The 26738-nt window shown below is 59.4% G+C and carries 30 protein-coding genes; 11 read left to right on the top strand and 19 right to left on the bottom strand.

The features are described from left to right. Positions 1 to 64: 64 nt before the first annotated feature. Positions 65 to 658 (top strand): CsiV family protein, encoded by a 594-nt coding sequence (locus MWU49_RS03460; protein ID WP_246968173.1) that lies wholly within the window; start codon positions 65 to 67, stop codon positions 656 to 658. Positions 659 to 998: 340 nt separating this feature from the next. Here the strand turns inward: MWU49_RS03460 and MWU49_RS03465 are convergent, their stop codons facing one another. After that, positions 999 to 1253, bottom strand: a complete 255-nt coding sequence (locus MWU49_RS03465) for a hypothetical protein (protein ID WP_246968176.1) — start codon at positions 1251 to 1253, stop codon at positions 999 to 1001. A gap of 288 nt (positions 1254 to 1541) precedes the next feature. On the opposite strand from MWU49_RS03465, the gene MWU49_RS03470 reads away from it, so the two are divergent. From MWU49_RS03470 to MWU49_RS03485, 4 genes are all read left to right on the top strand, one after another. After that, positions 1542 to 2582, top strand: coding sequence for a Glu/Leu/Phe/Val dehydrogenase dimerization domain-containing protein (locus MWU49_RS03470; RefSeq protein ID WP_246968180.1), 1041 nt, complete (start codon positions 1542 to 1544; stop codon positions 2580 to 2582). Positions 2583 to 2592: 10 nt separating this feature from the next. Continuing rightward, entirely contained in the window at positions 2593 to 3654 is a 1062-nt protein-coding gene (gene pdhA, locus MWU49_RS03475; RefSeq protein WP_246968184.1) for a pyruvate dehydrogenase (acetyl-transferring) E1 component subunit alpha, read from the top strand. Beyond that, positions 3647 to 4657, top strand: a complete 1011-nt coding sequence (locus MWU49_RS03480) for an alpha-ketoacid dehydrogenase subunit beta (protein ID WP_246968187.1) — start codon at positions 3647 to 3649, stop codon at positions 4655 to 4657. The genes pdhA and MWU49_RS03480 overlap by 8 nt, the downstream gene beginning before the upstream one ends. An 81-nt stretch (positions 4658 to 4738) precedes the next feature. Next, positions 4739 to 5839, top strand: a complete 1101-nt coding sequence (locus MWU49_RS03485; protein WP_246968190.1) for a dihydrolipoamide acetyltransferase family protein — start codon at positions 4739 to 4741, stop codon at positions 5837 to 5839. Here the strand turns inward: MWU49_RS03485 and MWU49_RS03490 are convergent. Together MWU49_RS03490 and MWU49_RS03495 are read right to left on the bottom strand one after the other, a co-directional pair. After that, positions 5836 to 6249: a GNAT family N-acetyltransferase gene (locus MWU49_RS03490; protein ID WP_246968193.1), complete on the bottom strand. Its 414-nt coding sequence runs from the start codon at positions 6247 to 6249 to the stop codon at positions 5836 to 5838. The two genes, MWU49_RS03485 and MWU49_RS03490, sit on opposite strands and share 4 nt — an antisense overlap. Positions 6250 to 6308: 59 nt before the next feature. Continuing rightward, positions 6309 to 7028: a YebC/PmpR family DNA-binding transcriptional regulator gene (locus MWU49_RS03495; protein ID WP_246968196.1), complete on the bottom strand. Its 720-nt coding sequence runs from the start codon at positions 7026 to 7028 to the stop codon at positions 6309 to 6311. Between the two features lie 279 nt (positions 7029 to 7307). Between MWU49_RS03495 and MWU49_RS03500 the strand changes: the two genes are divergently transcribed. Further along, on the top strand, positions 7308 to 7697 hold the full coding sequence (locus MWU49_RS03500; protein WP_246968199.1) for a DUF4168 domain-containing protein: 390 nt from the start codon (positions 7308 to 7310) through the stop codon (positions 7695 to 7697). A gap of 42 nt (positions 7698 to 7739) precedes the next feature. On the opposite strand, the gene MWU49_RS03505 is transcribed toward MWU49_RS03500, so the two are convergent. Continuing rightward, positions 7740 to 9089: a sensor histidine kinase gene (locus MWU49_RS03505; RefSeq protein ID WP_246968202.1), complete on the bottom strand. Its 1350-nt coding sequence runs from the start codon at positions 9087 to 9089 to the stop codon at positions 7740 to 7742. Next, on the bottom strand, positions 9086 to 9823 hold the full coding sequence (locus tag MWU49_RS03510; protein WP_246968205.1) for a response regulator transcription factor: 738 nt from the start codon (positions 9821 to 9823) through the stop codon (positions 9086 to 9088). The genes MWU49_RS03505 and MWU49_RS03510 overlap by 4 nt, the downstream gene beginning before the upstream one ends. A 149-nt stretch (positions 9824 to 9972) precedes the next feature. On the opposite strand from MWU49_RS03510, the gene MWU49_RS03515 reads away from it, so the two are divergent. Genes MWU49_RS03515 through MWU49_RS03525 form a run of 3 tightly spaced genes read left to right on the top strand, consistent with a single transcriptional unit; the run spans position 9973 to position 11935 of the window. Next, on the top strand, positions 9973 to 10584 hold the full coding sequence (locus tag MWU49_RS03515; protein ID WP_246968208.1) for a PepSY-associated TM helix domain-containing protein: 612 nt from the start codon (positions 9973 to 9975) through the stop codon (positions 10582 to 10584). Between the two features lie 20 nt (positions 10585 to 10604). Continuing rightward, complete coding sequence (locus MWU49_RS03520; protein WP_246968211.1) at positions 10605 to 11093, top strand: DUF2271 domain-containing protein; 489 nt, start codon at positions 10605 to 10607, stop codon at positions 11091 to 11093. A 35-nt stretch (positions 11094 to 11128) separates the two neighbouring features. Next, on the top strand, positions 11129 to 11935 hold the full coding sequence (locus MWU49_RS03525) for a DUF4198 domain-containing protein (RefSeq protein WP_246968214.1): 807 nt from the start codon (positions 11129 to 11131) through the stop codon (positions 11933 to 11935). A 157-nt stretch (positions 11936 to 12092) separates the two neighbouring features. Here MWU49_RS03525 and pdxJ read toward each other — a convergent pair whose 3' ends face one another. The 12 genes from pdxJ to rpoE all read right to left on the bottom strand — a co-directional run bounded on the left by pdxJ (position 12093) and on the right by rpoE (position 22485). Continuing rightward, positions 12093 to 12818 carry a pyridoxine 5'-phosphate synthase gene (gene pdxJ, locus MWU49_RS03530; RefSeq protein WP_246968217.1) on the bottom strand — a complete coding sequence of 242 codons (726 nt, stop codon included), beginning with the start codon at positions 12816 to 12818 and terminating at the stop codon, positions 12093 to 12095. 209 nt (positions 12819 to 13027) lie between these two features. Continuing rightward, entirely contained in the window at positions 13028 to 13699 is a 672-nt protein-coding gene (gene recO / locus MWU49_RS03535) for a DNA repair protein RecO (RefSeq protein ID WP_246968221.1), read from the bottom strand. After that, positions 13686 to 14600, bottom strand: a complete 915-nt coding sequence (era, locus tag MWU49_RS03540; protein ID WP_246968225.1) for a GTPase Era — start codon at positions 14598 to 14600, stop codon at positions 13686 to 13688. Before era ends, recO begins: the two co-directional genes overlap by 14 nt. Next, entirely contained in the window at positions 14593 to 15279 is a 687-nt protein-coding gene (gene rnc, locus MWU49_RS03545) for a ribonuclease III (protein ID WP_246968228.1), read from the bottom strand. Before rnc ends, era begins: the two co-directional genes overlap by 8 nt. Then, the gene (locus MWU49_RS03550; protein ID WP_246968230.1) at positions 15276 to 15656 is read right to left on the bottom strand and encodes a DUF4845 domain-containing protein; all 381 of its coding nucleotides are present in this window, start codon (positions 15654 to 15656) and stop codon (positions 15276 to 15278) included. The genes rnc and MWU49_RS03550 overlap by 4 nt, the downstream gene beginning before the upstream one ends. A gap of 1 nt (position 15657) precedes the next feature. After that, positions 15658 to 16449: a signal peptidase I gene (gene lepB / locus MWU49_RS03555; protein ID WP_246968233.1), complete on the bottom strand. Its 792-nt coding sequence runs from the start codon at positions 16447 to 16449 to the stop codon at positions 15658 to 15660. Next, positions 16449 to 18248, bottom strand: coding sequence for a translation elongation factor 4 (lepA, locus tag MWU49_RS03560; RefSeq protein WP_246968236.1), 1800 nt, complete (start codon positions 18246 to 18248; stop codon positions 16449 to 16451). Before lepA ends, lepB begins: the two co-directional genes overlap by 1 nt. A 182-nt stretch (positions 18249 to 18430) precedes the next feature. Next, entirely contained in the window at positions 18431 to 19864 is a 1434-nt protein-coding gene (locus tag MWU49_RS03565; RefSeq protein WP_246968240.1) for a DegQ family serine endoprotease, read from the bottom strand. A gap of 11 nt (positions 19865 to 19875) precedes the next feature. Next, positions 19876 to 20355: a SoxR reducing system RseC family protein gene (locus MWU49_RS03570; RefSeq protein ID WP_281502070.1), complete on the bottom strand. Its 480-nt coding sequence runs from the start codon at positions 20353 to 20355 to the stop codon at positions 19876 to 19878. Then, a complete protein-coding gene (locus MWU49_RS03575) occupies positions 20355 to 21320 on the bottom strand; it encodes a MucB/RseB C-terminal domain-containing protein (RefSeq protein WP_246968246.1) in 966 nt (321 codons plus the stop codon). Before MWU49_RS03575 ends, MWU49_RS03570 begins: the two co-directional genes overlap by 1 nt. Positions 21321 to 21323: 3 nt before the next feature. Further along, a complete protein-coding gene (locus tag MWU49_RS03580) occupies positions 21324 to 21896 on the bottom strand; it encodes a sigma-E factor negative regulatory protein (protein ID WP_246968250.1) in 573 nt (190 codons plus the stop codon). 4 nt (positions 21897 to 21900) lie between these two features. Further along, the gene (rpoE, locus tag MWU49_RS03585; protein ID WP_246968253.1) at positions 21901 to 22485 is read right to left on the bottom strand and encodes an RNA polymerase sigma factor RpoE; all 585 of its coding nucleotides are present in this window, start codon (positions 22483 to 22485) and stop codon (positions 21901 to 21903) included. 298 nt (positions 22486 to 22783) lie between these two features. On the opposite strand from rpoE, the gene nadB reads away from it, so the two are divergent. Continuing rightward, positions 22784 to 24382 (top strand): L-aspartate oxidase, encoded by a 1599-nt coding sequence (gene nadB, locus MWU49_RS03590; protein WP_246968257.1) that lies wholly within the window; start codon positions 22784 to 22786, stop codon positions 24380 to 24382. A gap of 426 nt (positions 24383 to 24808) precedes the next feature. Here nadB and MWU49_RS03595 read toward each other — a convergent pair whose 3' ends face one another. Next, complete coding sequence (locus MWU49_RS03595; RefSeq protein WP_246968260.1) at positions 24809 to 25129, bottom strand: hypothetical protein; 321 nt, start codon at positions 25127 to 25129, stop codon at positions 24809 to 24811. 37 nt (positions 25130 to 25166) lie between these two features. Beyond that, positions 25167 to 25427, bottom strand: coding sequence for a succinate dehydrogenase assembly factor 2 (locus MWU49_RS03600; protein ID WP_246968263.1), 261 nt, complete (start codon positions 25425 to 25427; stop codon positions 25167 to 25169). Between the two features lie 109 nt (positions 25428 to 25536). Between MWU49_RS03600 and MWU49_RS03605 the strand changes: the two genes are divergently transcribed. Continuing rightward, entirely contained in the window at positions 25537 to 26475 is a 939-nt protein-coding gene (locus MWU49_RS03605) for a folate-binding protein (RefSeq protein ID WP_246968266.1), read from the top strand. The last annotated feature ends 263 nt before the right edge of the window (positions 26476 to 26738 follow it).

Below are 26738 nucleotides of genomic sequence, written 5' to 3' on the forward strand. Positions count from 1 at the left end.
GCCAGAGTGGTATAGTCTGCATCGGTATCAACGCCTGATCGTCGGGCGGTAAAAGGAGTTTTTCATGCGTCGCGCAGTATTGCTGATGATCCTGGCCACCTTGGCCAATTCCGCTCTGGCCGCCGGCTGGTACAAGGTAGAAGTACTGGTGTTTGCCCGTAACACCCCCGTTTCCGATGAAATCTGGAATACCCAGCTACAGCCTCGCTATGCCAGCCAGTCGGTCACCATCGGTGCCCCCGAGCAAAGCGACTACGTCAACGCCAGCGATCTGCGCCGTGGCGCCTGGCAGCCCATCTCCGAGGAAGAAACCTCCCTCCAGTTCATGATGGAACGCATGGCCAGTACCGGTGAGTACCGCGAGCTGTACCATGCCGGCTGGCGCCAGACCATCGGCAACAAATCCGACACCACCCCGGTCTATATTCGCGGAGGTCGAACCATCATCACCGACGATGGCAACGTGCCAGAGCTGGAAGGCACCCTGCACTTCAGCGAATCCCGCTTCGTCCATGTGTCCCCGCGCCTCTGGCTGAACACCGAAAGCAACGGTGAGCGCTTCTACGTGGATATCAGCGAAGGCCGCCGCCTCACCGGCAGTGACGTCTATTACTTCGACCACCCCATGTTTGGCATGCTGGTGCGAGTCTCTGACTAGGGAACCTCTGAATAACTCCTTGCATGCTCAGCGTGGCCTGAAGCGTGCAGCTGTTGTGTCTTGTCTCGATGGTCAGGGTGGTTCCCTTTCCGAGAGGCAAGGCGCAGCAGATGTGCGCTTCAGGCCGCGCCTTTATACTCTTTAGAGTGCTCCCGGGTCTTCCAGGCTGGCCCGCACTCGTTGTTGCGCTTTTTTGATGGATCGACATACACCTTCAAAAGCGCGCCTAGATTGCGAACCAGCCTGAAAGACTGAGTACGCAAGGAGTTATTCAGAGGTTCCCTAGCAAACAGCCCGAGGCCTGATGCTCGTCCGCAACAGGCCTCCTGCATGGGCATCGCTAGTGCGCCACGGCAGCCACCGCATACTGGCCGTGTCGATCACACAGCATCACCACTTCGCCCTCTGAGCCCATTGCCGCTTCACGTGCTTCCGCAATGCTGTCGTAACGATGAGCCCACACCGGTGTGGCCACGTAGGGCGGTACCGATACCGGCGCAGGCCTCGCGCCAAAGCTTCGAAATTCACCGGTACGCCTGTTACGCACCACATAGCCCAGAAAACGATCCTGACTGGATGACATTGTCTGTTCCATCTTCCGCCCCTCCGGCGTCGTGAATGTGAATCCATCTTGCCCCTCTCCGGCCCGGCGCTGCTTGATCCCGGTCAAGACTCCGAAGGTTGCTGTTTTTCGTCCAGCGTCAGACATCCAGCGTCCAGCTGGTCAGGTTATTCCTTCCCGGAATCATGCCGTTTGTCTGAAATAACGGATCGATACAGGCATCGCCCTCATCTCGGCGCTAAGGTTAAAACATAAGGTCCTATCCGGACCAAAACCCACTTCCCAGACGGCTTATCCGGCCCACGGGAAAGGAGCGTTGTCATGTTCGTTACCCTCGAACAGACCGACGTTGCCGAACTCCATCAGTTCCGGGATCCGGTAACCGGTCTGCGTGCCCTGATCGCAATCCATTCCACCCGCCTGGGCCCTGCCCTTGGTGGTTGTCGCTTTCTCCCCTACCCCGATGAAGCCACTGCAGAAATCGACGCCTGTCGACTTGCCCGTGGCATGAGCCTCAAGGCTGCCATGGCCGGTCTCCCGCTGGGTGGCGGCAAGGCCGTCATCATGGAACCCGACAAGCCCTATGACAGAGCCGCCCTGTTCCGGTCCTTTGGCCGCGCCGTGGAATCTCTCGGCGGCCGCTACATCACCGCCATGGATGCTGGCACCGAGATGAGCGACCTGGATCAGGTGGCCAGACAGACCCGCCATGTCCGCGGCAGCAGCGCAGATGGTATGGACCCCTCGCCCTTCACTGCCCTGGGCGTCTACACCGCCCTGCAGGTAGCCAGCGAACGGCAGTTGCACCGCCAGGATCTCAAGGGACTGCATGTGGCCATTCAGGGTCTCGGCCATGTGGGCCGGCGGCTGGCCATGATGCTAGCCTGGGCCGGCGCTCGCCTCACTGTCAGCGATCTGGACGAAGCCCGTGGCATGGCCCTGGCCGAACGGCTCAAGGCCACCTTTGTCCCCCCGGAGCGGATCATGCAGGTGCCCTGCGATGTCTTCATGCCCTGTGCCCTTGGCGGGATCCTCAATGCGGACAGTATTCCCCGGCTGGATACCCGCCTGATTGTCGGCGCCGCCAACAACCAGCTGGCCAGCCTGGAAGATGCCCACCATTTGCAGGACCGGCATATTCTCTACACCCCGGACTACGTCAATAATGCCGGCGGCCTGATCGCCCTGACCCTGCATCATCAGCAGCTCGGCAACGAGACCGTACGCCGCAAGGTGAAAGGCATCGGCCGCACGCTGCGTCATCTGCTCAACGATGCGGAACGGCTGCGGGTATCCCCGGCCATCATGGCAGACCGCATGGCAGAACAACGCCTGCATGACGCCCGGGAACGGGCAGCGTGAGGAGGATGCCATGTTCAGCTCAACGCCCTACGCACTCCACCGACGTCTGCCTGCACTGGAGGGCGGTCATGCCGACTGGCCGCGCCTGATCCAGGCCTACCAGGCCATGGCCACGATTCGCTGCTTCGACAAGAAGGCCGTCAACCTCCAACGCACTGGCCAACTGGGGACCTATGCCTCCTGCCTGGGCGCCGAAGCCATCACGGTGGGTGCCGGCCTTGCCCTGCAGGACAGCGATTATTTCGTACCCTACTACCGCGACCACGCCACCCAGCACCTGCGAGGCGTTCCCCTATACCAGATCCTGCAGTACTGGGGTGGCGACGAACGCGGCAATGCCTTCCCGGCGGACACAGCGGCCGCGCGGGATCTGCCCAACTGTGTGCCCATTGCCAGCCAGCTCACCCAGGCCGCCGGCATCGCCACCAAGGCCAAGCTGCGCCACGAGCCCGCCGCCGTGCTGGCCACCTGCGGGGATGGCGCCACTTCCCGGGGAGACTTCTATGAAAGCCTCAACGTGGCTGGCGTCTGGCAGCTGCCATTGGTGTTGATGGTCAATAACAATCAATGGGCCATCTCGGTCCCCGGCCAGTTGCAAACCGCCAGCAAGACCCTTGCCCACAAGGCGGAAGCGGCCGGTATTGAGGGCATCCGCGTGGACGGCAACGACCTGCCCGCCATGCTGGACGTGCTGGATTACGCCCTCGACAAGGCCCGCCATGGCAAGGGAGCGACGCTGGTGGAAGCGGTGAGCTACCGGCTCAGCGATCACACCACCGCCGATGATGCCAGCCGCTATCGCAAGGCCAGCGACCTGCATGCCGCCTGGCAAAGGGAACCGGTGGCACGACTACGCCAGGCACTGGTGGACGCGGGTCATTGGGATGCGGAGCAGGAGAAGGACTGGCAGGCCCACTGTCAGCAGGAGGTGGACAAGGCGGTAAAGACCTATCTCGACCAGCCGCCGCAGTCTCCCACCGACATGTTCGATTATCTCTATGCCAACCTGCCTGTCAGTCTGGAGAAACAGCGCGCAGCACTGACAGAAAGTGCCGGAGGTCACCATGCATAACGCACAACAACACCCGCAAAATGCGGTGCCCCTGAATCTGGTGGAAGCCATCAACCGGGCCCTCTTCCAGGCCATGGAAGAAGACGGGAACGTTGTCCTGCTGGGTGAAGACATTGCCACCAACGGCGGGGTGTTCCGGGCCACCGAAGGCCTCAAGGATCACTTCGGCCTGCGCCGGGTCATGGATACCCCGCTGGCAGAAAACCTGATCGCCGGTATGAGTGTCGGCATGGCCAGCCAGGGCCTGAAACCCGTGGCCGAGATCCAGTTCATGGGCTTCATCTACGCCGCCCTTGAACAGCTGATCAGCCACGCCGCGCGCCTGCGCAACCGCACCCGCGGCCGGCTCAGTTGCCCGCTGGTGATTCGCGCTCCCTTCGGTGGCGGCATCCACGCCCCGGAGCATCACAGCGAAAGCACGGAAGCGCTATTTGCTCATGTGCCTGGCCTGAGAGTGGTGGTGCCCTCCTCACCGGCCCGGGCCTATGGCTTGCTGCGGGCCGCCATCGCCTGCCCCGACCCGGTACTGTTCCTGGAACCCAAACGCCTCTACCGGTTGCAGCGGCTGCCCGTGGATACCAACGAAGAACCGCTGCCGCTGGATCGCTGCTTTACCCTGCGTGCCGGTGAGGACGTCAGCCTGATCAGCTGGGGCGCCATGGTCCACGAAACCCTGGCGGCAGCGGATCAACTGGCAGAGGAAGGCATCAAGGCGGATGTGATCGATGTGGCCACCCTCAACCCGCTGGACCGGGATACGCTGATTGCCACTGCCAGCAAGACCGGGCGCGTGGTGATCGTCCACGAGGCACCGTTCACTGGAGGCTTCGGCGCCGAAATCGCCGCCACCCTGGCCAGCGACGCCCTGATGCACCTGCGCGCTCCCATCGAAAGGGTCACCGGCTACGACACCCCCATGCCCTACTTCGCCATGGAGCAGCAATACATGCCCAGCGTGGAGCGCATCGTGGCGGCGGCGAAGCGAGTGATGAAATACGCCTGACGCCGGACGCCCGAAGCCAAACGCGCAAAGGCATCATGCGTCAAGCCTCTGGCATCAGGCGCAACTGCAAGGAGCAATACCATGCCCTATTTCACCCTGCCCGATCTGGGCGAAGGTTTGCAGGAAGCGGAAGTGGTTGAGTGGCTCGTCAAGGAAGGCGACACCGTGAAGGTCGATGATCTGCTTCTGAGCGTGGAAACCGCCAAGGCTATCGTCGATATCCCGGCCCCCAGGGATGGCACGGTGGCGACGCTGTTTGTCCACAACGGCGACCTGATCCATACCGGCGAACCACTACTGGCCTTTGAGGGCGAGGAAGGCAGCGGCAGCCAGAGTGTGGTGGGCAAGCTGCAAAGCCAGGAAGACACGGATAATCCGGATCACTTTGTGGTCGGTGCCGTCGGCGGCACGCCCGCTGTGCAGACCACTCCGGCGATACGTTCACTTGCCTCGCACCTCGGTGTGAAGCTTGAGCAACTGCGAGGCAGCGGACCGGGAGGCACCATCACCATTGAAGATGTCCAGCAACAGGCCAGTCTCAAGCAGAGCCACGGAGACAGCACTCCACTCAAGGGCGTAGCACGAAGCATGGCCAAGGCCATGGCCAGCGCCGGGCAACAGGTGGTGCCGGTGAGCCTGTTCGATCAGGTCAGCGTCAGCCACTGGCCCGCCGATACCGATATCACCCTGCGCCTGATTCGCGCCATCGTCGCCGGCTGCCGGGTCGAGCCCGCCGTCAATGCCTGGTTCGACGGCGACCGCCTGAGTATGCGCATCGTGGAGAAAGTGGATCTGGGCATCGCCGTGGACACACCGGACGGGCTCTTTGTACCTGTGCTGCGGGATGTGGCCAACCGGGAACCCGATGATCTGCGTGACGGGCTGAATCACCTGCGCAAGGATGTGGAACAACGCAAGATTCCGGCAAAGGAACTGCAGGGCGCCACCCTCTCGCTGAGCAACTTCGGCACTCTTGGCGGGCGCTTCGCCACGCCTGTGGTGGTTCCACCTCAGGTCGCCATCATCGGTGCCGGCAAACGCTTTACCCAACCGGGCATCAAGGACGGAGAATTATTCGAAGACGTGCAGCTCCCCATCAGCCTCACCTTCGATCACCGCGCCTTGAACGGCGGACAGGCGGCGCGATTCCTTGCCGCCCTGCTGGCCGATCTTGCGGATTAGCTTATTGAGGTTGCTCGATCCAGCACCCAGCACCGTTCGTTATGCTCATACCCGAGAGGCGCGTAATACTGGTTGGCGGCTGGCGCGGCAAGCAGGATTAGCTTGCAGTGGGGGCCCAGCTGCTGCTGGGTCAGGGATTGCAGCTGCCGGCCAATACCGCATTTCTGGTAGCCCCGGTGTACCGCCAGATCCGAGAGATAACAGGCGAAATGGAAGTCGGTGACACAACGGGAAATCCCCACCAGGGTCTCGCCATCCCAGGCACTCACCACCAGATTGGAATTGGCGATCATCCCGGCCATGCAGTCCCGGTCATCCACCGGACGCCTTTCCCCAAGCGTGGACTCCCGCAGTAGTTCGATAAATTGATCGGTGCTGACGGGGGCACCCACCCGATATTCAATGGTCATCCTGATTCCTTCCCTGGAAATCCTGGAAAGGGAGCGGCAGGCGCCGCTCCCTGGCTTGCTCAGTCCAATTCCACGTTGTGATAGACGTTCTGTACGTCGTCGAGATCGTTAAGCATGGCGAGGAACTTGTCGAACAGCTCGCGATCATCCCCTTCCACGGTAGTGTAGGCATGGGGGATGAACTGGATCTCTTCCACTTCGAAGTCGATGCCTTCGAACGCGTCCGTTAGTGCCTGGCGGGCCTTGGCGAATTCGGTGTTGGGGGTGAAGACCGTGATCATGCCCTCCTCACTTTCCACGTCCGTCACATCCACATCGGCTTCCATCAGGGCTTCCAGTACGGTGTCTTCGTCCTCACCGGCAAACCGAAAGATGGCAGCGTGATCAAACATGTGAGCCACAGTGCCCTGGGTGCCGATCTTGCACTTGGTCTTGGTAAACGCCACCCGCACATCACCAAAGGTACGGTTGGGGTTATCGGTGAGACACTCAATGATGGCCATGGAACCGCCCGGGCCATAGCCTTCATAACGAGCCGGAGCGAAGTCTTCGCCGCCTGCGCCACTGGCCTTGTCCAGCGCCTTCTCGATCACATGGGAAGGAACCTGATCCTTTTTCGCCCGCTCGATCATGCTGCGCAAGGCCAGGTTGGCCGCCGGGTCAGTCCCCCCGGATTTGGCACAGACATAGATCTCACGGCCATAGCGGCTGTACACCTTGGCCTTCATGTCCGAGGTCTTGGCCATGGATTCTTTACGGTTCTGAAAGGCGCGCCCCATAGTGCTGCTGCTCCGAATGTGAATTGAGTGGGGAGGATTCTAGGGGAAAACGCCCCATTTACCTATGCCGGAAAGTGTACCTGAGCCGGAAAGTGCCCTGCTGCGATCCGGACACAGTAGCAGCGGCAAGCAGCCTCCTTACCTGTGACACTCGTCACAGCGCAGGAATTTCAGCACACCGTCAGGAACTTCAAGGCTCGCTCCTGTCGGACGTGAAAGGCACCGCGAAATCTGCGCGGATACCTCTCACGCCCAGGAGGGCGCCAAAGGAGACACCTCATGAAAAAATCGATGCTGACCAGCACACTGCTCGCTGCCTCATTCCTGCTTGCCAGCCCCGCCATGGCCGAGCAGGCATCCACCCCGCCGAAGGCCTCCGCGCCCGCTTCCCAGGCATCACTGCCGGATGCGACGGATTTTTCCGAACAGCAATTGCAGGCCTTCGTCGACTCCCAGAAACAGATGGGACAGATCCAGCAGAGCTACTCCCGCAAACTGCAGGCAAAGAAAGACAACCCCACTGAAGCCGCCGCCATCCAGCAGGAGGCCCGTCAGGCCCTGGCGACAGCCGTTCAGAACAGCGGTCTGGAGGTGAAAACCTACAATCAGATTGCCATGCTGGCGCGCAATGACGCGGATTTCCGGGCAAAGCTGCAGGCCATGCTGTAGGCCACTGCCAAGCAAAGCCTGGCAGTCTGTATCAAACCGGATTCAGGCTGCCGGTACTCGTATCTGCACCCTCAGGCCGGGATGAGCATTCTCGGCCCACATTTCCCCCCCCAGACCTTCTATGGTGCGGATCGCGATACTCAACCCCAACCCGAACCCTCCCTTGGCACGGGCACTGTCCAGTCGTACAAAGGGTGAAAAGATCGTTTCAAGCTGATCCTCCGGCACGCCAGGCCCCTGATCTGTCACGGCAAGATGCCACATGTCGCCGACCCGCTCCCCCGTCAGGGTAATAGTCCCCTGCGCCGGAGAATGGCGTACCGCGTTACGGACCAGGTTTTCGAATACCCGAGCCAGCGCGTTCAGATTTCCCTTCAGCTGGGCGTCTTGTGCTAATTCACAGGGAAAGCGCTGCAGGGACCAACCACTTTCGAAGCTGGCATTCTCGGTCACTATCTCCCATAGCGCAGCCAGGGATATCCCGTCCTCACACTCATCGCCAGCCTGGGTCTCCTGCCAGCCCAGTGCCAGGCTGTCGTCTACCAGTTGCTGCATGGATATCAGCTCGCTGGCCACACGGCGCCGAAGAGCCGCCTCATCCAGATCACTTTCCAGCGCCACCGCCAGCCGGCTCAACGGGGTACGCAATTCGTGGGACATGTCATTCAGCAGTTGCCTCTGGGTGACCAGCATCGCCGAGACCTTGTCCGCCATACGGTTAAAGCTGCGAGCCAACTCCCCGAATTCATCATCTCGCTGGCGTAACCGCCCATCGATACGGGCAGCCGGGTTCTCCTTGAATGCCAGTACCTGGCGGCGCAGCTGCAGCAAAGGGACCCGGGTCCGCCAGAACAATAGCGCCCCGATCACCAGGGCAGCACACACAGGGATACCGACCAGCAAGAAACGGTTCAGCACTGGCCAATAGGTGCCGGGCCGAAAGCGTGGCGGAAGCTGAATGATCAGGCGACCTGCGGAAGGATCCCCGGGAAAAGGGATACCGAGATAAGGCATACGTCTGCCATAGCGAAAGCTCATTTTGCCATTCAGGCTGCGCTGGAATCGCAGCCCGGCACGCTGTCTCTCCGTCAGCAGGGTGCCGCTGAGTGACTGATCCCGGGCATCCACCACCATGATCTCGCCCTGTTCCCGGCCGGCCATGGTCGTCAGCCAGATCGCAACCCCCTGCTCGCCTCCCTGTGTCCAGGCCTGTTCTGCCTCGGCTGCATAGCCGCGCAACACGGTTTTAGCCTCGGGGCCAAGATCCTGGGCGCGATTGCGTAACGTACCGGTGAGCCAGTTTCCCAGCACCATGGTCAGAAAGATCGCCACCACCAACAGCAGCGCCAGACGCCACAGCATGGAATAGCGTCGTAGCAGCCCCGCACTCACAGGAAGTACCGGCTTTCAAGGGTATAACCCTGTCCCCACACCGTTCTCAGCGGGGAATCCGGTACGCCTGCCGCGCGCAGTTTTCGGCGCAAATGACTGACATGGAGGTCCAGGCTACGGTCGTGGCGACCACAGCCACGGTAAAGCACTGTCTGGTACAGGAAGGGTTTGCTGAGCACCTGATCCCCATGTTCGACCAGGATCTTGAGCAAGCGATATTCGGTGCTGGTGAGCCCCATATCCTGCCCATGAAAGGCAGCACTTTCTTCATGATCGCTCAGCGCAAGCGCCCCCGACTGAACCCCGGGCTCCGGGTTCGCCGCTCGCGGTTCGATGGTTGCCTGCCGCTCAAGGTTCACCCGCCGCAACACAGCCTCGATGCGTACCCCGAGCTCCGCCATACTGAAAGGCTTGGGTAGATAATCATCCGCCCCACTGATCAAGCCCTGAATACGGGCCTGCTCATCCCCCAGGGCAGAGACCACGATCACCGGCACCGGGCTGACCTTTCGCAACTCTGCAAGCAGCTCCAGGCCATTCAGCCCCGGCAGGAGAATATCCAGCAAAACCATCTGGTAGGCACCTGACCCGGCCTCTGCCAGGCCACGTGGTCCTTCATTGCAGAGGGTGACGCTGTACTGCCTGTCAGTGAGGAACTCTTCGAGGTGACGACCAAGCACGGCGTCATCTTCAATGACCAGCAAGCGGGGAGCAAAACAGGGAATCGCATTCATTGACGAATGATAATGGTTATTGTTTGCGCAATCTATAGCTACGCCCCGTGGACACATGACAGGCCTTACATTCTTTACGCTGATGAATCTATCAAATAGGAACGGTTCTCATTATTATCCGTGGCTTCGCTCAACCGACACATGGGCCCATGGCAGTGAACAAGAAACGCAAAGCCTTCTGGTTAAAGCAGTTACACCAGTGGCACTGGGTCACCTCGGCCATCTGTCTTATCAGTCTGCTGCTGTTCAGTATTACCGGCATCACCCTGAACCATGCAAACGACATTACCTCCGAACCGGGCATAGAGGTTCTGGAAGGCCAATTGCCGGTTGATCTGTTGCCGCTGTTGGCAGAGCGGCAGTCCGGCGAGTTGCCCATGCCCGTGCAGCAATGGCTGGCAGCGAAATGGGGACTGGCGACAGCAGGCAAAGAGGCCGAATGGGCCCCTGATGAAGCTTATCTTGCCCTGCCACGCCCGGGCGGCGATGCCTGGCTGACAATCAATCCGGTCAGCGGGGAAGCCATGGCGGAAGTTACCGACCGTGGCTGGATCGCCTTTTTCAACGACTTGCACAAGGGCCGCCATACCGGGGTGGCATGGTCGTGGTTTATCGACATCTTTGCCGTAGCCAGCCTGCTGTTCGCCCTGACCGGGCTCGGGCTGATGATGCTCCACGCCAAGCGCCGCCCGGCCACCTGGCCGGTCACCCTTGCCGGCCTGGTACTACCCTGGCTACTGATCCTGTTTTTCATGCATTAAAGGACATCAAAGGAAATGCCATGCGTGTACTTCTGACAATCTTGCTTGCCTTTCTTGCCGGTCATTCCCTGGCTGGCAGCTTCAGTGTGGAAATCGAGGTTCCACGTCTTCGGGTGGCGGAATATCACGCCCCCTATGTGGCCTTCTGGGTGGAAAGCCCGGACCGCTCGACCATCGTCCCACTGGGATTGTGGTACGACGATCAGGAAAAGTGGCTCAAGGATATTCGCCAGTGGTGGCGTCGCACCGGCCGAAGCCAGTCCAAACCCTATGACGGCCTTACCGGAGCCAGCCGTCCGCCAGGCAACCACAGCATTGATTTCGCAGAATTGGAGGCGCTGCAAAACCTGCCTGCCGGGGATTATGAACTGGTTGTGGAAGCGGCCAGGGAAGTGGGCGGTCGCGAAGTGTTGCGTCTGCCCTTCCAGTGGCCAGCCAAACAGCCACAGACGCAGCAAGCCGGCGGCGATAACGAACTCGGCACCATCACCCTGACGATCACCCCCTGATTGCCTGATAAATCACACACTGAAAGGAGTCCGTCATGCCTTCCCTGTTGAAATCCCTTGGCCTTGCCACCCTGCTGGCCGCAACGCTGCCCGCCCAGGCCCACAAACTGTGGCTGCTGCCCAGCCACACCGCCGTATCCGAGCCACAGTGGATTACCGTGGATGCCAGCATTTCCAACGAGATCTTCGGTTTTGAGCGCGCCTATCCAGTCGACGCCGTGGCCGTTACCGGTCCAGACAGCAACGAAGTTAACGTCGACAACGCCACCCGCATGCATACCCGCAGTGTCTTTGACGTGCAGCTGGAGCAGGAAGGCAGCTACCGCATCGCGGTTGCCCAGCCCGGATTCTTCCTGATGTACGAGGTGGACGGTGAACGCAAGCGCGCTCGCGGCAACGACGCGGAGAAAATGCTGAAAGAGCTGCCGGAAAACGCCAGCAAGGTAACACTGACAGAGTCCTTCAATCGACTGGAGACCGTGGTGACCCAGGGCGCTCCGAATAGCACCGCCCTCAAGCCCACCGGCAAGGGCCTTGAGATCGAGTTCCTCACCCACCCCAATGACCTCTACGCCGGCGAAACCGCAAAATGGCGCCTGCTGGTAGATGGCAAACCGGCACGGGATCTGACTGTAGAGCTGGTTCCCGGCGGCACCCGCTACCGGGACAGTCAGCAGGACTGGAGTGTCACCAGTGACAAGAAAGGCATGGTGGAAATCACCTGGCCCGCCGCCGGCCGTTACTTCCTTGAAGTGGGCACCAGCGACAACAAGGCCAACCACAAGAAAGCTGACAACCGCCGACTCCAGTACATTGGGACTTTTGAAGTATTGCCAATGTGAATAAACGCTGCATGCACCACGCAGCACGCAACAACGCGGGCTGACTCTTTACATCTATGAACGTAAGAGGCCGCGCCCGTACTTTGGGCGCGGCCTCATTCGTTTCCGACTTCGCAAGCCATCTTCGCGTTGTTGCGTGTTGCGTGTTGCGTGTTGCTTAAATCGTGTCCATCAAATCCCGCATGTCTTTCACCGCCTGATGGAGGCCGCTGATGACTGCACGGGCGATGATGCCGTGGCCGATGTTGAGCTCGTTCATGCCGGGGATCTCGGCGATGGGCAGGGTGTTGTGGTAGTGCAGGCCATGGCCGGCATTCACCACCAGGCCAAGTTCCAGAGCAAAGGCTGTGGCTTCACGGATACGCTGCAGTTCTTTCTGCTGCTGTGCCGGGGTCTCCGCATCCGCATAGTGTCCGGTATGGATTTCAATGGTCGGTGCGCCGCATTCGCTGGCCGCCCGGATCTGCGCAGGGTCGGCATCGATGAACAGAGACACATCAATCCCGGCATCGCCCAAGGTTCGACAGCACTGCGCAATCCATTCCTGATTGCCGACCACATCAAGGCCACCCTCGGTGGTCAGTTCCTCACGCTTTTCAGGCACCAGACAGCAATGCGGCGGCTTGATCCGCGTGGCGATGGCAACCATCTCTTCGGTGGCCGCCATTTCCAGATTCATGCGCGTCTGCAGCGTCTGCGCCAGCAGCTCCACATCCCGATCATTGATATGCCGGCGGTCCTCACGCAGATGCACGGTAATCCCGTCCGCCCCCGCCTGCTCCGCCACCAGCGCCGCCTGTACTGGTTCAGGATAGCGAGTGCCGCGGGCCTGACGCAGGGTGGCAACGTGATCGATATTAACGCCGAGAAGGACTCTGGACATGATATGCACCTTACTCCAAATCTGTTTTGATACTTTCGAGCCGCAAGCTTCAAGCTGCAACGCGGCCAAGGCAAACATTATTCAAAGAGTGACAGTAGCCGCGATTCATCGCTGCAAAAAAACGAAAACCGTTTCAGACCCCATTTCGCGTTTACTCACTTTACAAGTCTCGCTGAACCGGACCGCGCCTTGTAGCTTGAAGCTTGTCCCTACTTTTCCCGGAACAGCTCGCGGCTCTTCAGGGGTTTGTCGCCCAGATGCGGGGCAAGCAGTGCACGGCAGAGTTGACGAGCGGTTCGGCGGGTATCTGCTTGCCAGTCGCCGTTGAGCATGGCCAGCAGGTCCGAACCCCGGTAGCCCTGAGCGGCCGCCCGCAAGCCCTGCTCAGGGTCCAGTTGATAGTAGCAGTCAGAGCGCACCGGTGCGCCCTGGATGTCATGGCCCAGATCGATGCCGTAGCCCATATCTTCCAATAGACCGATCTCGAACTGACGCAGCACCACATCCAGCATATCGCCCTCCACAAGCGCAGCCAGCGTTTGCTCATACAGCGGCCAGAGATCCGGGTGCGGATCGTCCCGATGCAGTAACCGGGTCAGCAATTCATTGACGTAAAAACCGCAGTAGAGCGCCTTACCCTGTAGATAAAGGGTCGGTGCACGGGGTTCGCAGCCACGCAGGGAATACATCTCTCCTGACGCTTTCAGTTCCACCAGCAATGGGCGGAAAGGGGACAGGGAGGGATCCTTGCGGCCACCCCTGACCACCGCGCCGACACGTCCCAGATTAGGCAGGAACAGCTCGACAATCAGGCTGGTATTACGGAATGGCCGGCGGTGCAGCAACCAAGCCGGCTGCAGGTCCTGCTCAGTGCGGCTCATCGTAGCCGAGGGAACGCAGGGCACGGGCATCATCGGACCAGCCCGCCTTGATCTTTACCCACAGGTTGAGCATCACCCGCCGATCGATCAGGCGTTCAATATCTTCCCGGGCCTGGGTACCGATCTGCTTGATACGCTCGCCCTTGTCACCGATGAGAATCTTCTTCTGGCCACGACGCTCCACCAGAATGGCGGCAGAAATCTCGGTGACTCGCGGGCCATCCTCCCACAGTTCCACTTCCACGCTGACTTGATGCGGTACTTCCTGACCGAGCTGGCGCACTACCTTTTCACGGATGATCTCGGCGGCCATGAATCGCAAACTACGATCAGTGAGCTGATCCTCGTCGTACCAGAAATCCCCTTCCGGCAAGCGCTCAACCAAGGCTTTTTCCAGTTGCTCCAGGTTCTGTTCCTTCAGGGCGGACACCGGGATGACCGCATCAAACGGGTAACGCTCACTGAGACTTTCGATGTACGGCAACAACTCGGCCTTGTCGTCCAGGTTATCCACCTTGTTGATAATCAGCAGCACCGGCACATCCGGCGTTTTCGGCAACAGAGACAGCACATGCTCGTCACCGGGCGTCCATTTCAGCCCGTCCACCATCATGCACACCACATCCACACCGCTGAGCGTGGACACCGCGGCATCGTTCATGGCGCGATTCAAGGCCCGCTCCTGCCCGGTATGGATCCCCGGAGTATCGGCAAACACGATCTGGAAATTGTCCCTGGTATGAATCCCGTGGATACGATGTCGGGTGGTCTGCGGCTTGCGTGAGGTAATGCTGACCTTCTGCCCGATCAGGTGATTCATCAGCGTCGACTTGCCTACATTGGGCCGGCCAACAATGGAAACCATGCCACAACGCGTGGTGGTATCGGCGTGATCAGTCATACTGCTGCTCCAGCCAGCCCAGCGCCTGGGCCGCCGCCTGCTGTTCTGCCTTGCGACGACTGCCGCCCTGGGCAATAAAGGTTTGCTGCATCTGCTCCAGCTCGCAGGTCACATCAAAGGTCTGCTTGGGAGCCAGCCCCTCGACGTTGGTGACCTGATACACAGGCAGTTCGAATTTACGCGCCTGCAGCCATTCCTGCAGACGGGTCTTGGCATCTTTCTGGGCACTCTGGGGCGTAATGGCTTCCAGCCGCTCGGCGAACCAGGACAACACCACCTGACGGCAGGCATCTTCCCCGCCATCCAGCAGCATGGCACCAATGATCGCCTCCAGGGCATCCGCCAGAATGGAGTCGCGGCGGTAGCCACCACTTTTCAGTTCACCTCCACCAAGCAGAAGATGTTCGCCGAGGCCCAGCTCCCGGCCCACCTGGGCAAGGGTCTGGCCGCGCACCAGGGAGGCGCGCATGCGGGTCAGTTGCCCTTCTGCGGCATCAGGAAACTGTTCAAACAGGGCCACAGAAATAATCTGCCCGAGCTGGGCATCACCGAGAAACTCGAGACGCTCGTAGTTACGGTGGCGGCTGACACTGCGATGGGTCAACGCCAGTGCCAGCAAGGCTTCATCATTGAACTGATACCCCAGCCGGGGCATCAGGCGGTCCAGGTTCTGGGTCACTGGCGCACGTCTTTACTGAACTCTTCCTTGAACGTCATGATGATACTGACGTTATAGAACATGGGCTCGCGGACTTCGTAATCAATCGACGCCTTAACGACGGGCCCTTCTTTCACAATTACAACATCATCAGGCGTGATCACCTTGACCTGATTCACCAGAAACCGCTTGGCGATAGCAGCTCTGATCTCATTAGGAGACATCATGGCAGCCTTATTATCCTGAAGCGTCGTTCTTAATGTCGTCGCCACCGTGTTGTATTCCATGTACGCCGGAACCATTCGGAATGCGGCCGTCCCCAGGATCACCACCACAATCAGAACCACCATCCAGCTGATCAGGGAAAGTCCACGTTGCCGAGAGGGCATTGTCATCATTTTAGTTCGCCTCCACCTTGTCTATGGCGCCATTTCGGGAAAAGCTGGGTACAGAGAAGATCGGCTTCCAATGCATCCAGATCAGGAAGGCTTCCCCCATCACCAGCTCATCAGGGACTATACCCCAAACCCGGCTGTCATTACTGTTGTCGCGGTTATCCCCCATCACAAAGAAGGCATTCTCCGGTACCGTCCATTCCCCTTCCACATTCATGTTAGAGACTTTCTTGCCGGTAAACGGATTGATCTTGCCTTCCTGCCAGATGAAGTGATCCACCTCGCCCAGGGTTTCAATATACTCGGATTGCCAGTAACGGCCATTATCCACTTCACGGACCACGTTGCGTGATACCAGCTCACCATTGATGAACAGGCGATTGTCGCGGAACTTGATCTCGTCTCCCGGCAGACCCACTACCCGCTTGATGAAGTTCTGATTGCGGTTCTCGGGGAACTTGAACACCATCACGTCGCCCCGCTCCGGCTGGCCGGTTTCGATGATCTTGGTGTTGGTCACCGGCAGGCGCAGGCCATAAGCAAACTTGTTGACCAGAATGAAGTCATTGACCTGCAGGGTGGGCAACATGGAGCCAGAAGGAATAGTGAAGGGCTCGACGATGAACGAACGAATCACCAGCACCACAAAAAACACCGAGATCAGCGAGTTGGAGGTTTCCACCGCACTGCCCAGCGGGCCGCCCTTCTGCTTCAGCTTCAGGGCCCGGTCCAGACACCACACCACCACCGTGACAAGCAGCGCCAGGGAAAGCCAGAAGCCAATATCAATATCCATCAATCATCCACCTTGAGCACAGCAAGGAAGGCTTCCTGGGGAATTTCCACGTTACCCACCTGCTTCATCCGTTTTTTACCTTCTTTCTGCTTCTGGAGCAGTTTCTTCTTACGGGAAACGTCACCGCCATAACATTTCGCGGTCACGTTCTTGCGCAGTGCTTTCACGGTCTGGCGGGCGATAATCTTGCTGCCAATGGCGGCCTGAATGGCCACATCGAACATCTGCCGCGGCACCAGTTCTTTCATCTTCTCGCACAGGGCGCGGCCTCGGTATGCGGACTGATCCATATGGCAGATCATGGCAAGAGCATCGACCTTGTCGCCATTGATCAGCACATCTACCCGCACCAGCTTGGTGGCCTCGAAACGCTCGAAGGCATAATCCATGGAGGCAAAGCCACGACTCACGGACTTGATGCGATCAAAGAAATCCAGCACCACTTCCGCCATGGGAATGTCGTATGTCAGCGCTACCTGCTTGCCCAGATACTGCATATTGATCTGGGTACCGCGACGTTCCACGCACAGGGTAATCACATTGCCCACATACTCCTGGGGCACCAGGATATTCACGCGGGCGATGGGCTCACGGAACTCCTCAATCTTGTTGCCCTCAGGCAGTTTGGAAGGGTTATCCACGTAGAGGGTTTCGCCATCGGACAGCAACAGCTCATACACCACAGTGGGCGCCGTAGTGATCAGATCCAGATCGTATTCCCGCTCAAGGCGTTCCTGGATGATCTCCATGTGCAGCATGCCCAGGAAACCCACCCGGAAACCGAAGCCCAGGGCATCGGAGGTTTCCGGCTCGTAGAACAGGGATGCATCGTTCAGGGTCAGCTTGGCCAGTGCATCGCGGAAGTCTTCGTAATCATCCGCACTGACCGGGAACATACCCGCATAGACCTGTGGCTTGACCTTCTTGAAGCCCGGCAGCGCAGGCACATCAGGGGTCTTGGAAAGCGTCAGGGTATCGCCCACCGGCGCACCGTGAATATCCTTGATGCTGCCACTCACCCAGCCCACTTCGCCGGCTTCCAGCTGTTTGGTTTCGGTACGCTTGGGAGTAAAGATGCCAAGCTGGTCGACCACATGGGTCTGCCCGGTGGATTTCACCAGAATCTTGTCGCCCTTCTTGAGCACCCCATGCTTTACCCGCACCAGGGAAATCACGCCAAGATAATTATCGAACCAGGAATCAATGATCAGTGCCTGCAGCTCGGATTCGCGATTGCCTTCGGGAGAAGGGATGCGCTCCACCAGCTGCTCCAGCAGATCATCAATCCCCACCCCGGTCTTGGCAGACACCCGGCAGGCATCATGGGCGTCCAGACCGATGATCTCTTCGATCTCGTTGATCACCATATCCGGCTCGGCCTGGGGGAGATCGATCTTGTTCAGTACCGGCAGCACCTCAAGATCCTGCTCGATAGCGGTATAGCAGTTGGCCACGGACTGGGCTTCCACGCCCTGGGCCGCGTCCACCACGAGCAGAGCCCCCTCACAGGCTGACAGGGAACGGGACACCTCGTAGGAGAAGTCCACGTGTCCGGGTGTATCAATGAAATTCAGCTGGTAGGTTTCACCATCACGGGCCTTGTAGTAGAGCGTGACGCTCTGCGCCTTGATGGTAATGCCTCGCTCCCGCTCCAGCTCCATGGAATCCAGCACCTGCTCCTTGAGCTCCCGCTCGGAGAGGCCACCACAGACCTGGATAAACCGGTCCGCCAGAGTGGATTTGCCATGATCGATATGAGCGATGATGGAGAAGTTGCGAATATTCGAAATGTCAGTCATAGGGCCTGTAAACAATCAGTGGCTGCCGCTGCGGCCCGCAATAAAGGGGCCGCGTACCACCGGACCACCGGTAGCACCGAAAAATCAGAAAACGGCACACAAGGGCCGCGATTCTAGCGGATAACGGGGGGCAGTTGCACGGCGCAGCCGCACCGCACCGTGAAATAATGCCCCCTCGCGCCCTATTTCAGCTTGAGCGCCAGGAATCGCGGGTTACCATCGCGGTTGACAAGCGCCGCCACCGTGCCGGATTCCGGCAGATCCGCCACCGCTTCGGCAAAGGTTTCCGGGCTCGTCATGGGGACATTGTTCAGGGTCACCAGCACGTCACCGGCTGCCAGCCCGGCCTGACGGGCCGGTCCGTCCTTCACTTCGGTAATCACCACCCCTGCCTTGATGTCCAGGCGCGCCAGCTCGGCTTCGGAAGCAGCACGAACCTGCACACCCAGCGCATCAGCACCCTCCCCGGGGGCTACGCCGCCACGCATGGCAAGGGCTGGATCATCCGGCAGCAAACCAATGGTCACGGTCAACGTCTGCTTGTCGCCATCACGGACCACAGTCAGCTCGGCGTCCTCACCCGGTTTGACCAGCCCCACCCAGCGGGGCAACTCTGAAGACCGGTAGATCGGCTCATCATTGAAACGGGTAATGATATCTCCCGGCTGCACTCCGGCCTCTTCCGCCGGCGATCCTTTCAGCACCTGGGAGACCAGCGCACCGCGAGGCTGATCGAGCCCGAAGGACTCTGCCAGATCACGATCCACCTCCTGAATCAGAACCCCCAGCCAACCACGGCTGACCTTGCCGTGCTCCTTGATCTGGGAGACCACATCCATGGCCATGTCGATAGGGATGGCAAAACTCACCCCCATGTAACCACCGGAGCGACTGAAAATCTGGGAATTGATGCCGACCACTTCACCACGAAGATTGAACAGCGGACCACCACTGTTACCGGGATTGATAGCCACATCGGTCTGGATGAAAGGCACATAGCTGTCGCTGGGCAGACTTCGCCCCTTGGCGCTGACAATCCCGGCAGTAACGCTGCTATCGAAACCAAACGGCGCGCCGATGGCCAACACCCACTCGCCCACCTTGAGGCTGGCTGAGGAACCGATATCCGCCACCGGCAGATTCTCAGCTTCCACTTTCAGCAAAGCGATGTCGCTCTGCTCGTCAGCCCCGATCAGCTCAGCCTTGAGCTCCCGGCGGTCCTGCAATCGCACCATGATTTCATCGGCTTCTGCCACCACATGATTGTTGGTAAGGACATAACCATCAGAGGAAATCAGGAAACCGGAGCCCAGCGAACGGGCTTCCCGCTCCTGCGGCATGGACGGGGCGCCGTCACCACCAAACTGCTCGAAGAAACGGCGGAAAAATTCCGGGATTTGCTCCATCTGCCCCTGCAGATCCTCCTGGTCCTGATGGGTCACCGTGCTGATGTTCACCACAGCAGGGCCTTCCTTCTCCACCAGAAGGGTAAAGTCAGGAAGACCTGTCACCAGCGGCTCAGCAGGCTCCGGTGAAGAGGAGGAATCGGAGCAGCCCGCCATCAAACCGATTACCACCATCAGCCAGAACGCAGCAACGGGTTGCAATCTTGCCATGGAGATCTCCTTTATTTTTTTGCGGGTTGGACCTGAATCACCTGACAGCCATCATCCCCTGATGGCACCAAGGCAGGTTGATAAGCCTGATTATGGCCAGTTCGACGGCTCAAGACACGATTAATCACGAAGCCCGCCAACAAGCCGCCCATGCCGAACACGGCAGAGGCATCAAAAGCAGTAATGGGAAGCGATGCTCCAACCAGCGCGCCGAGGAAGAGTAATAACAGGGGCAGACCATAGACCCACAGCGCGCCGCGCATCAGGGCACCTTCCGGCAGGGCCAGGGTGACGGTGTCACCCACCTGATAATCGGCTGCAGCAGTCACCGGTACACGCAGGCGGGCACGCTGCCCGGATTGTTGCTGATTGATCATGTGGTGACCACAAGCCGACTTTGCCTTGCAGGCACCGCAGGTTGAAGCACGCACGGTCTCAACCCAGACAGAGTCTGCTGTCACCGCAACCACAACCCCCTGCTCATGGAGCATCAGTGCCCGGCGTCCCTGACACTGACCCCCTGAATGACACGCTCAGCGGTAGACTGGGGAACCTCCCCCACCAGCGTAATAAGGTAGCTGCCAGCAGGCGCTTTCAGCAGGCGACTGACCGCCACTGTGGGCCCTACCCGACTGACACCTTCCTCAATATCGCCCTGCCCAACGGTTTCCACGAACACCGTGAACGCAGCCAGTCCATCCGAGTAGCCTTGGGCGGCCACTGGCAGACGCTTGCCATCGCCACTGCGCCAGTCCGGATCAGCGGCCTCGAAACCGGCGGGCAACCAGTCGGTGTCCACCTGCATGCTATTGGGCACCTGATCACGGGACACCGGTTGCAATTCGCTCTCACGAACAGCATCAGGCAGATCAAAATCCGCCACGGTCAGGCCAGGAGACAGATCGAGGCTGACAAATTCCACTCTTTCCAGGGCAACACCACTGCCATCCACGACTTCAGACTTGAGCAACAGGTGAGAGTCGTGATCCAGCCACAGACGATAGCCATAGCGGTGAGTATCCAGCGGCGCCACCCTTAATCGGGTTGCAGTGCGTCCAGCCACACGACCGTCGCCATCCACCAGAATGTTGTACTGGTCAGGCACATCCTCTGCCAGCCGCTGGGCCAAAGCCATCGGCCCCCCCTGATCCTTCTGCAGCCGGGTCAGGCTGCGATCCGAATGAACACAGATGACCTCATCGCCACGGCGAAGCACTTCCACGAGGCGACCATCAAGGTGGGTAAGTCGTTGATATTGCTTGCCATCGAAAATCGCATGGCTCACTTCCATGGTGCTCACCTCCGCCCCGAACTGGTAGAGGAAGCGACCACTGTATTCAAGAGAAAGATTGGCCTGGGACATGGCCTGAAGCTGGGCATGCGCTGGCGGGACTTCCGCCAGCGCTGACACCGGGGCAAGAAGGGTCAGGGAAAGGGCGAGAACAGGCAACTTCATCCGTTACTTGGCTCCACTACGCGCATCCATACTTACCAGGCGTGCCAGAGGCATCATCCCCTGACCACTGTTACGCGCGGCAAAGTCACTGTGGCGCAACAACATCTCGTTGACCCGCGGTGAAGCCGATACCTGGGCGGTCATCGCCGCCGGGGTTGCCGCAAACGACTGGGATACCAGGGACGCCTCGGCAAAGGGGCGAGTCAGACGAGTGTCCTGTGCTGCCGCCAGCGCGGGAGCCGCCTCACCGGCACCGGAAAGGTTGCCCTCCCAGGTCTGCCAGCCAACCACTGTGGCTGCTGCCACCGACGCCGCCACCGCAAGACGCGCCATTCCGCCCAACCAGGCTGGACGTCTGCCCTGCGCACCTTCGGCGGCCAGAGCAGCAGACAAACCGGCATTGAAATCTTTCGGCACGGCCGTGGAAGCGTGTCCGTGCATCACATCCCGGGCCAGCTGCCAGCGAGACAGCGTATCCAGTTCTGCATCGTCCACATCACGCATCACCCGGCGGGTTTCCAGCTCACTGGTTTCCCCGTCGAGGAAGGCAGACAATGTTTCCAAATCCCTGTTCATAGACTCACCCTTTATCGCCTCGCTGTGTGCCCAGTAGCGGGCGAACAGCCGTATCAATCGCTTCCCTTGCCCGGAAGATGCGCGAACGCACCGTGCCCACCGGACAGTCCATCACTTCCGCAATGTCTTCATAGCTGAGCCCCTCGAATTCACGCAGGGTCACAGCAGTTTTCAGTTCCTGGGGCAGCTCCTCGATAGCCGAGTGAATCACTGCCTCCAGTTCTTCTGACAACACCATGGACTCCGGGGTTCCAATTTCATGCAGCATTTCTGCCCCGGCATACTGTTCCGCCTCGGCGGCATCCAGGTCCGAACGGGGTGGCCGCCGACCGGCCGCCACCAAATGGTTCTTGGCGGTATTCACCGCGATGCGATAAAGCCAGGTGTAAAAGGCGCTATCCCCACGAAAACGGGGCAACGCACGCCAGGCTTTGATAAAGGCTTCCTGGGCCACATCCTGTACTTCGTCCGGGTCGCGTACGTAGCGACTGATCAGCGCGAAGATCCGCTGCTGATACTTGCGCACCAACACCTCAAAGGCGCGCTGGTCGCCGGATTTGGCCTTCTTCACCAACTGTTCGTCTGACACCGATCCCCCGGATCCTTCGCGAAATGCGTGAGTCTGTGGACGGCCGGTTCCCCGACCCTTTAAACACGCCATTGTAGCAGGTGTTATCTGGACGGCCACTTTTCAGACGTTGGAGGCCGTTGATTTAGCAAGCTTTTCACATTGCCTGCACAATTGTTGGGGTTTCTGACCCTGGGTAGAGAAGAGAGTTCCGCACTCACAGGCAGATAATCGCGTCAGCCACCATTTCGTCATTTAGTCGTCACCCGGTTCACCGCTATACTGGCGCCGTTTTCAGGCCATTCACACAGGACACCCCATGGCTACCTACCGACACGATGTACTCATCATTGGCTCCGGCGCCGCCGGACTCACGGCGGCACTGCGGCTGCCCGATGAGTGTCAGGTTGCCCTGCTCTCCAAGGGAGAACTGACCAGCGCCAGCACCTACTACGCCCAGGGCGGCGTCGCAGCGGTGCTTGACCAGCAGGATTCCCTGGAAAGCCACGTGGCCGATACCCATGTGGCTGGTGCTGGCCTGTGCCATGACGATGCGGTGCGCTTTACGGTGGAGAATGGTCCCGATGCGATTCGCTGGCTGATTGATCTGGGGGTGGATTTCACCCGCCTGGATGCCGGCGACGATGGTTCCACCCTTCCCTACCACCTGACCCGGGAAGGCGGTCACAGTCATCGCCGCATCATTCACGCAGCCGACGCCACCGGCAAGGCCATTTCCAGCACCCTGATCGGTCAGGTCAAACAACGCGACAACGTCACCCTGTTTGAACACCGCGTGGCGGTGGATCTGATCCTGCAGGAGCATGATGGCCAGAAGCGCTGTTGCGGTGCCTATATCCACAACATCAGAACCGGTGAAACCGATGTAGTACTGGCCCGTTCGGTGATTCTGGCCACCGGCGGGGCCTCCAAGGTGTACCTGTATACCTCCAACCCGGATGTGGCCACCGGTGACGGCATTGCCATGGCCTGGCGTGCAGGCTGTCGGGTAGCCAACATGGAATTCATGCAGTTCCATCCCACCTGCCTGTATCACCCCAAGGCCAAGAGTTTTCTCGTCACCGAGGCCATTCGCGGAGAAGGCGGCCATCTGTTACTGCCGGACGGCAGCCGCTTCATGCACCGCTTCGACGAACGTGGTGAACTCGCCCCCCGGGATGTGGTCGCCCGAGCCATCGACCATGAAATGAAACGCCTGGGTGCGGATTGCCTGTATCTGGACATCAGCCACAAACCGGCGGATTTCATCATTGAGCATTTCCCCACCGTGTACGCCAAGTGCCTGCAGCTGGGCATCGATATCACCCGCGACCCCATGCCGGTGGTACCTGCTGCACACTACACCTGTGGCGGCGTGATCATCGACGAGCACGGCCAGACCGACCTTCCCGGCCTGTACGCCATCGGCGAGACCAGCTTCACCGGCCTGCACGGCGCCAATCGCATGGCCAGCAACTCGCTGCTGGAGTGCTTTGTCTACGGCAAGGCCAGCGCCGACCATATCAGCGCCAATCTGAGCGATCTCCCGCAACCCCGCGAAGATGCCGAATGGGACGAATCCCAGGTCACAGACTCTGACGAGGACGTGGTAATCAGCCACAACTGGGATGAACTACGACGCTTCATGTGGGATTACGTGGGTATTGTGCGGACGGACAAACGACTACAGCGGGCACTGCATCGTGCAGAATTGCTGAAAAATGAAATCACCGAGTATTACAGCAACTACCACATCAGCAATGACTTGCTGGAACTGCGCAACCTGGTAGTGATCGCCGAACTGATCATTCGCTCTGCCATGCAACGCAAGGAAAGTCGCGGGCTGCATTTCATGCGCGATTACCCGAATAGCGTGGAAAACCCGGTAGACACTGTGCTGGTACCCGGTAGCTTTTAGAAGCTTCCTCCGTGGGAGCTTGACTGCAAGCGATCCGAGCGACAGCGAGGAGCGAAGAAGTGAGTTTCGAAAGGCAAAACCCGATCCATGGAACGGGTTTGACTTTTGATTTTCAAGAGGTGCTTCTGGAATCCTTACCTCGCTCGGGCTCGAATCGCTTGCAAGCAAGTTACTCGCTTCGCTCACCCTTCGGGCCGCACTGCGTGCGTTACTCCGCTTCGCTACGTTCCCACAGCAGCTTCAGGGAAATTCCGGGAACTTTTTGACCTTTCTTAATCCAATGACTCTAGCTTGTAGCTTGTAGCTTGTAGCTTGTAGCTTGTAGCTTGTAGCTTGTAGCTTGTAGCTTGTAGCTTGTAGCTTGTAGCTTGTAGCTCGTAGCTCGTAGCTCGTAGCTCGTAGCTCGTAGCTCGTAGCTCGTAGCTATCATCTCACCCGATTCACCCAAAGCCACTGGTAAATGGGCTGAAGATCTTCACGGCTGGCCTGATCTTCGAACAAGTGCAGCCATCCCTTGGGTGTCTGCAGTGCCAGCCAGGGGCCCAGACGCAGCACCCGGCCAGGCTTCTCGAGAGTCTGCACCTGACGGGCAACCACAGTCAGCACCCCATCACGCAAATGCAGCTCATTGATTAGCGGTACGCGCCAGCGGCATAACGACAGCACGATCACGGCCAGCAGCATGGCCCTGGCCCACCAGGGCCAGCTCACCAGCCAGACCACTGGCAGTAGACTTACACCAACCACCCAGCGCCATAATCCGGGATAGCGGGAGCCTCCCAGCTTAACGCTTGCCGTGGGCGACCAACTTGAGGACATGCTTCACGTACTCGCGCATTGCTTCATCTTGCGGCTCGCTACGGTAGGTGAACCACTCGAACATGTCTGCGTCCTGGCATGCCAGCAACGCCTCGAAACGGGCCTGATTATCCGCGCTGTCTACATCAAAATGATCATCCAGATAGGCATACAGCACCACCTCAACCTCGGAGGCGCCACGCCGGCACTGCCAGCGGTATTTACGTTTCAGCTCTTCGTTGCTCATGAGATCCAGATCCTGCGGGTGGCTGATGACTTTCAGACTGCGCGCGCATTATCTATCATGCCCGCTGAATTCTCGACACCTCATCCATACAGGTTCCCACAGGAGTCCCATGAGCTGGTCTGATTTTCTCGCCAAGCAATCCCTGCCTCCGGTCGCTGATGCGCCCTATCTGGCCCCGGCGCTGCACATGACGATAGTTCGAGCCCATGGCGATGAGGCCGGCCATTACTTGCAAGGCCAGCTCTCCTGTGACCTGCGGGAAGTGGATCAGGGAGCGCATTTGACCGGCATGCACCTGAGCCTGAAAGGCCGTGGGCTAGTCAGCGTCCGCGTGCTTCGTGATGGCAACGATTACCTGCTGCTCACTCCGGCCGGACAAGGCGAGGCGCTGATCAAGGCGCTGCTGAAATACCGGCTGCGCGCCAAGGTGGAATTCCAGCAGGCCGATGACCAGGCCCTGCTGCTGCTCGCCGGCAACCTGCCGGAGCATCTGCCTGCACCGGGCCAGACACTGCGTACCGAACAAGGCTTGTGGCTGCGCTACCCCAACACGCAGCACGCCCTGCTGATTATCGATGCGAATCAGGTCGAATCCACCTGGGCTGCTCTCGCCGCTGATCGGCAGCCCGTCGCTGCCAACGGCGCCGTGCTGGCCGATATCGATGCCGGTGAAGGCATGGTCTACCCGGGAGCAGAAGACCTGTTCCTGCCCCAGGTCCTCAACTACGACGTAACTGCCGGGGTCAACTTCAAGAAAGGCTGCTACACCGGCCAGGAAGTGGTGGCCCGGATGCACTTCAAAGGCAAACTCAAGCAGCGCATGCAACGCATCAATTTCACCGCCGACATCGCGCTGCAACCTGGTGAAGTGCTGCGTGATGCCGACGGCAAGGCAGCAGGCGAAGTGGTCATCAGCACCAACACAGCCAATGGCGGAGCAGCGCTGGTGGTACTGCGCCGTGATAGCGACGGCGTGCTGTACAAGGACGACACCCCCCTGGACAGCAAGCTCGGAGAACTTCCCTACACCCTGCCCTGGAAGGATTGAATTGATGCCTGATGCCTGATGCAAAAAGGCCCGCCCGGGTTACCGGGCGGGCCTTTTTGCATAGGAAAAGACTCGCTTGAGCCTGCTGTGGGAGCTTGCCTGCAAGCGATCCGAGTTTAAGCGAGGCAAGGATTCCAGAAGCGAGTTTCGAGTACCGAGTTTCGAAAATCACAAAATAACAACCTAGCAAGAGGTTTGAGGTTTTGCCTTTCGAAACTTGCTACTCGTAACTCGAAACTCATTACCTCGCTTAGGCTCGGATC

Source organism: Alcanivorax sp. S6407, from assembly GCF_023016115.1.
Classification (GTDB): Bacteria; Pseudomonadota; Gammaproteobacteria; order Pseudomonadales; family Alcanivoracaceae; genus Alcanivorax.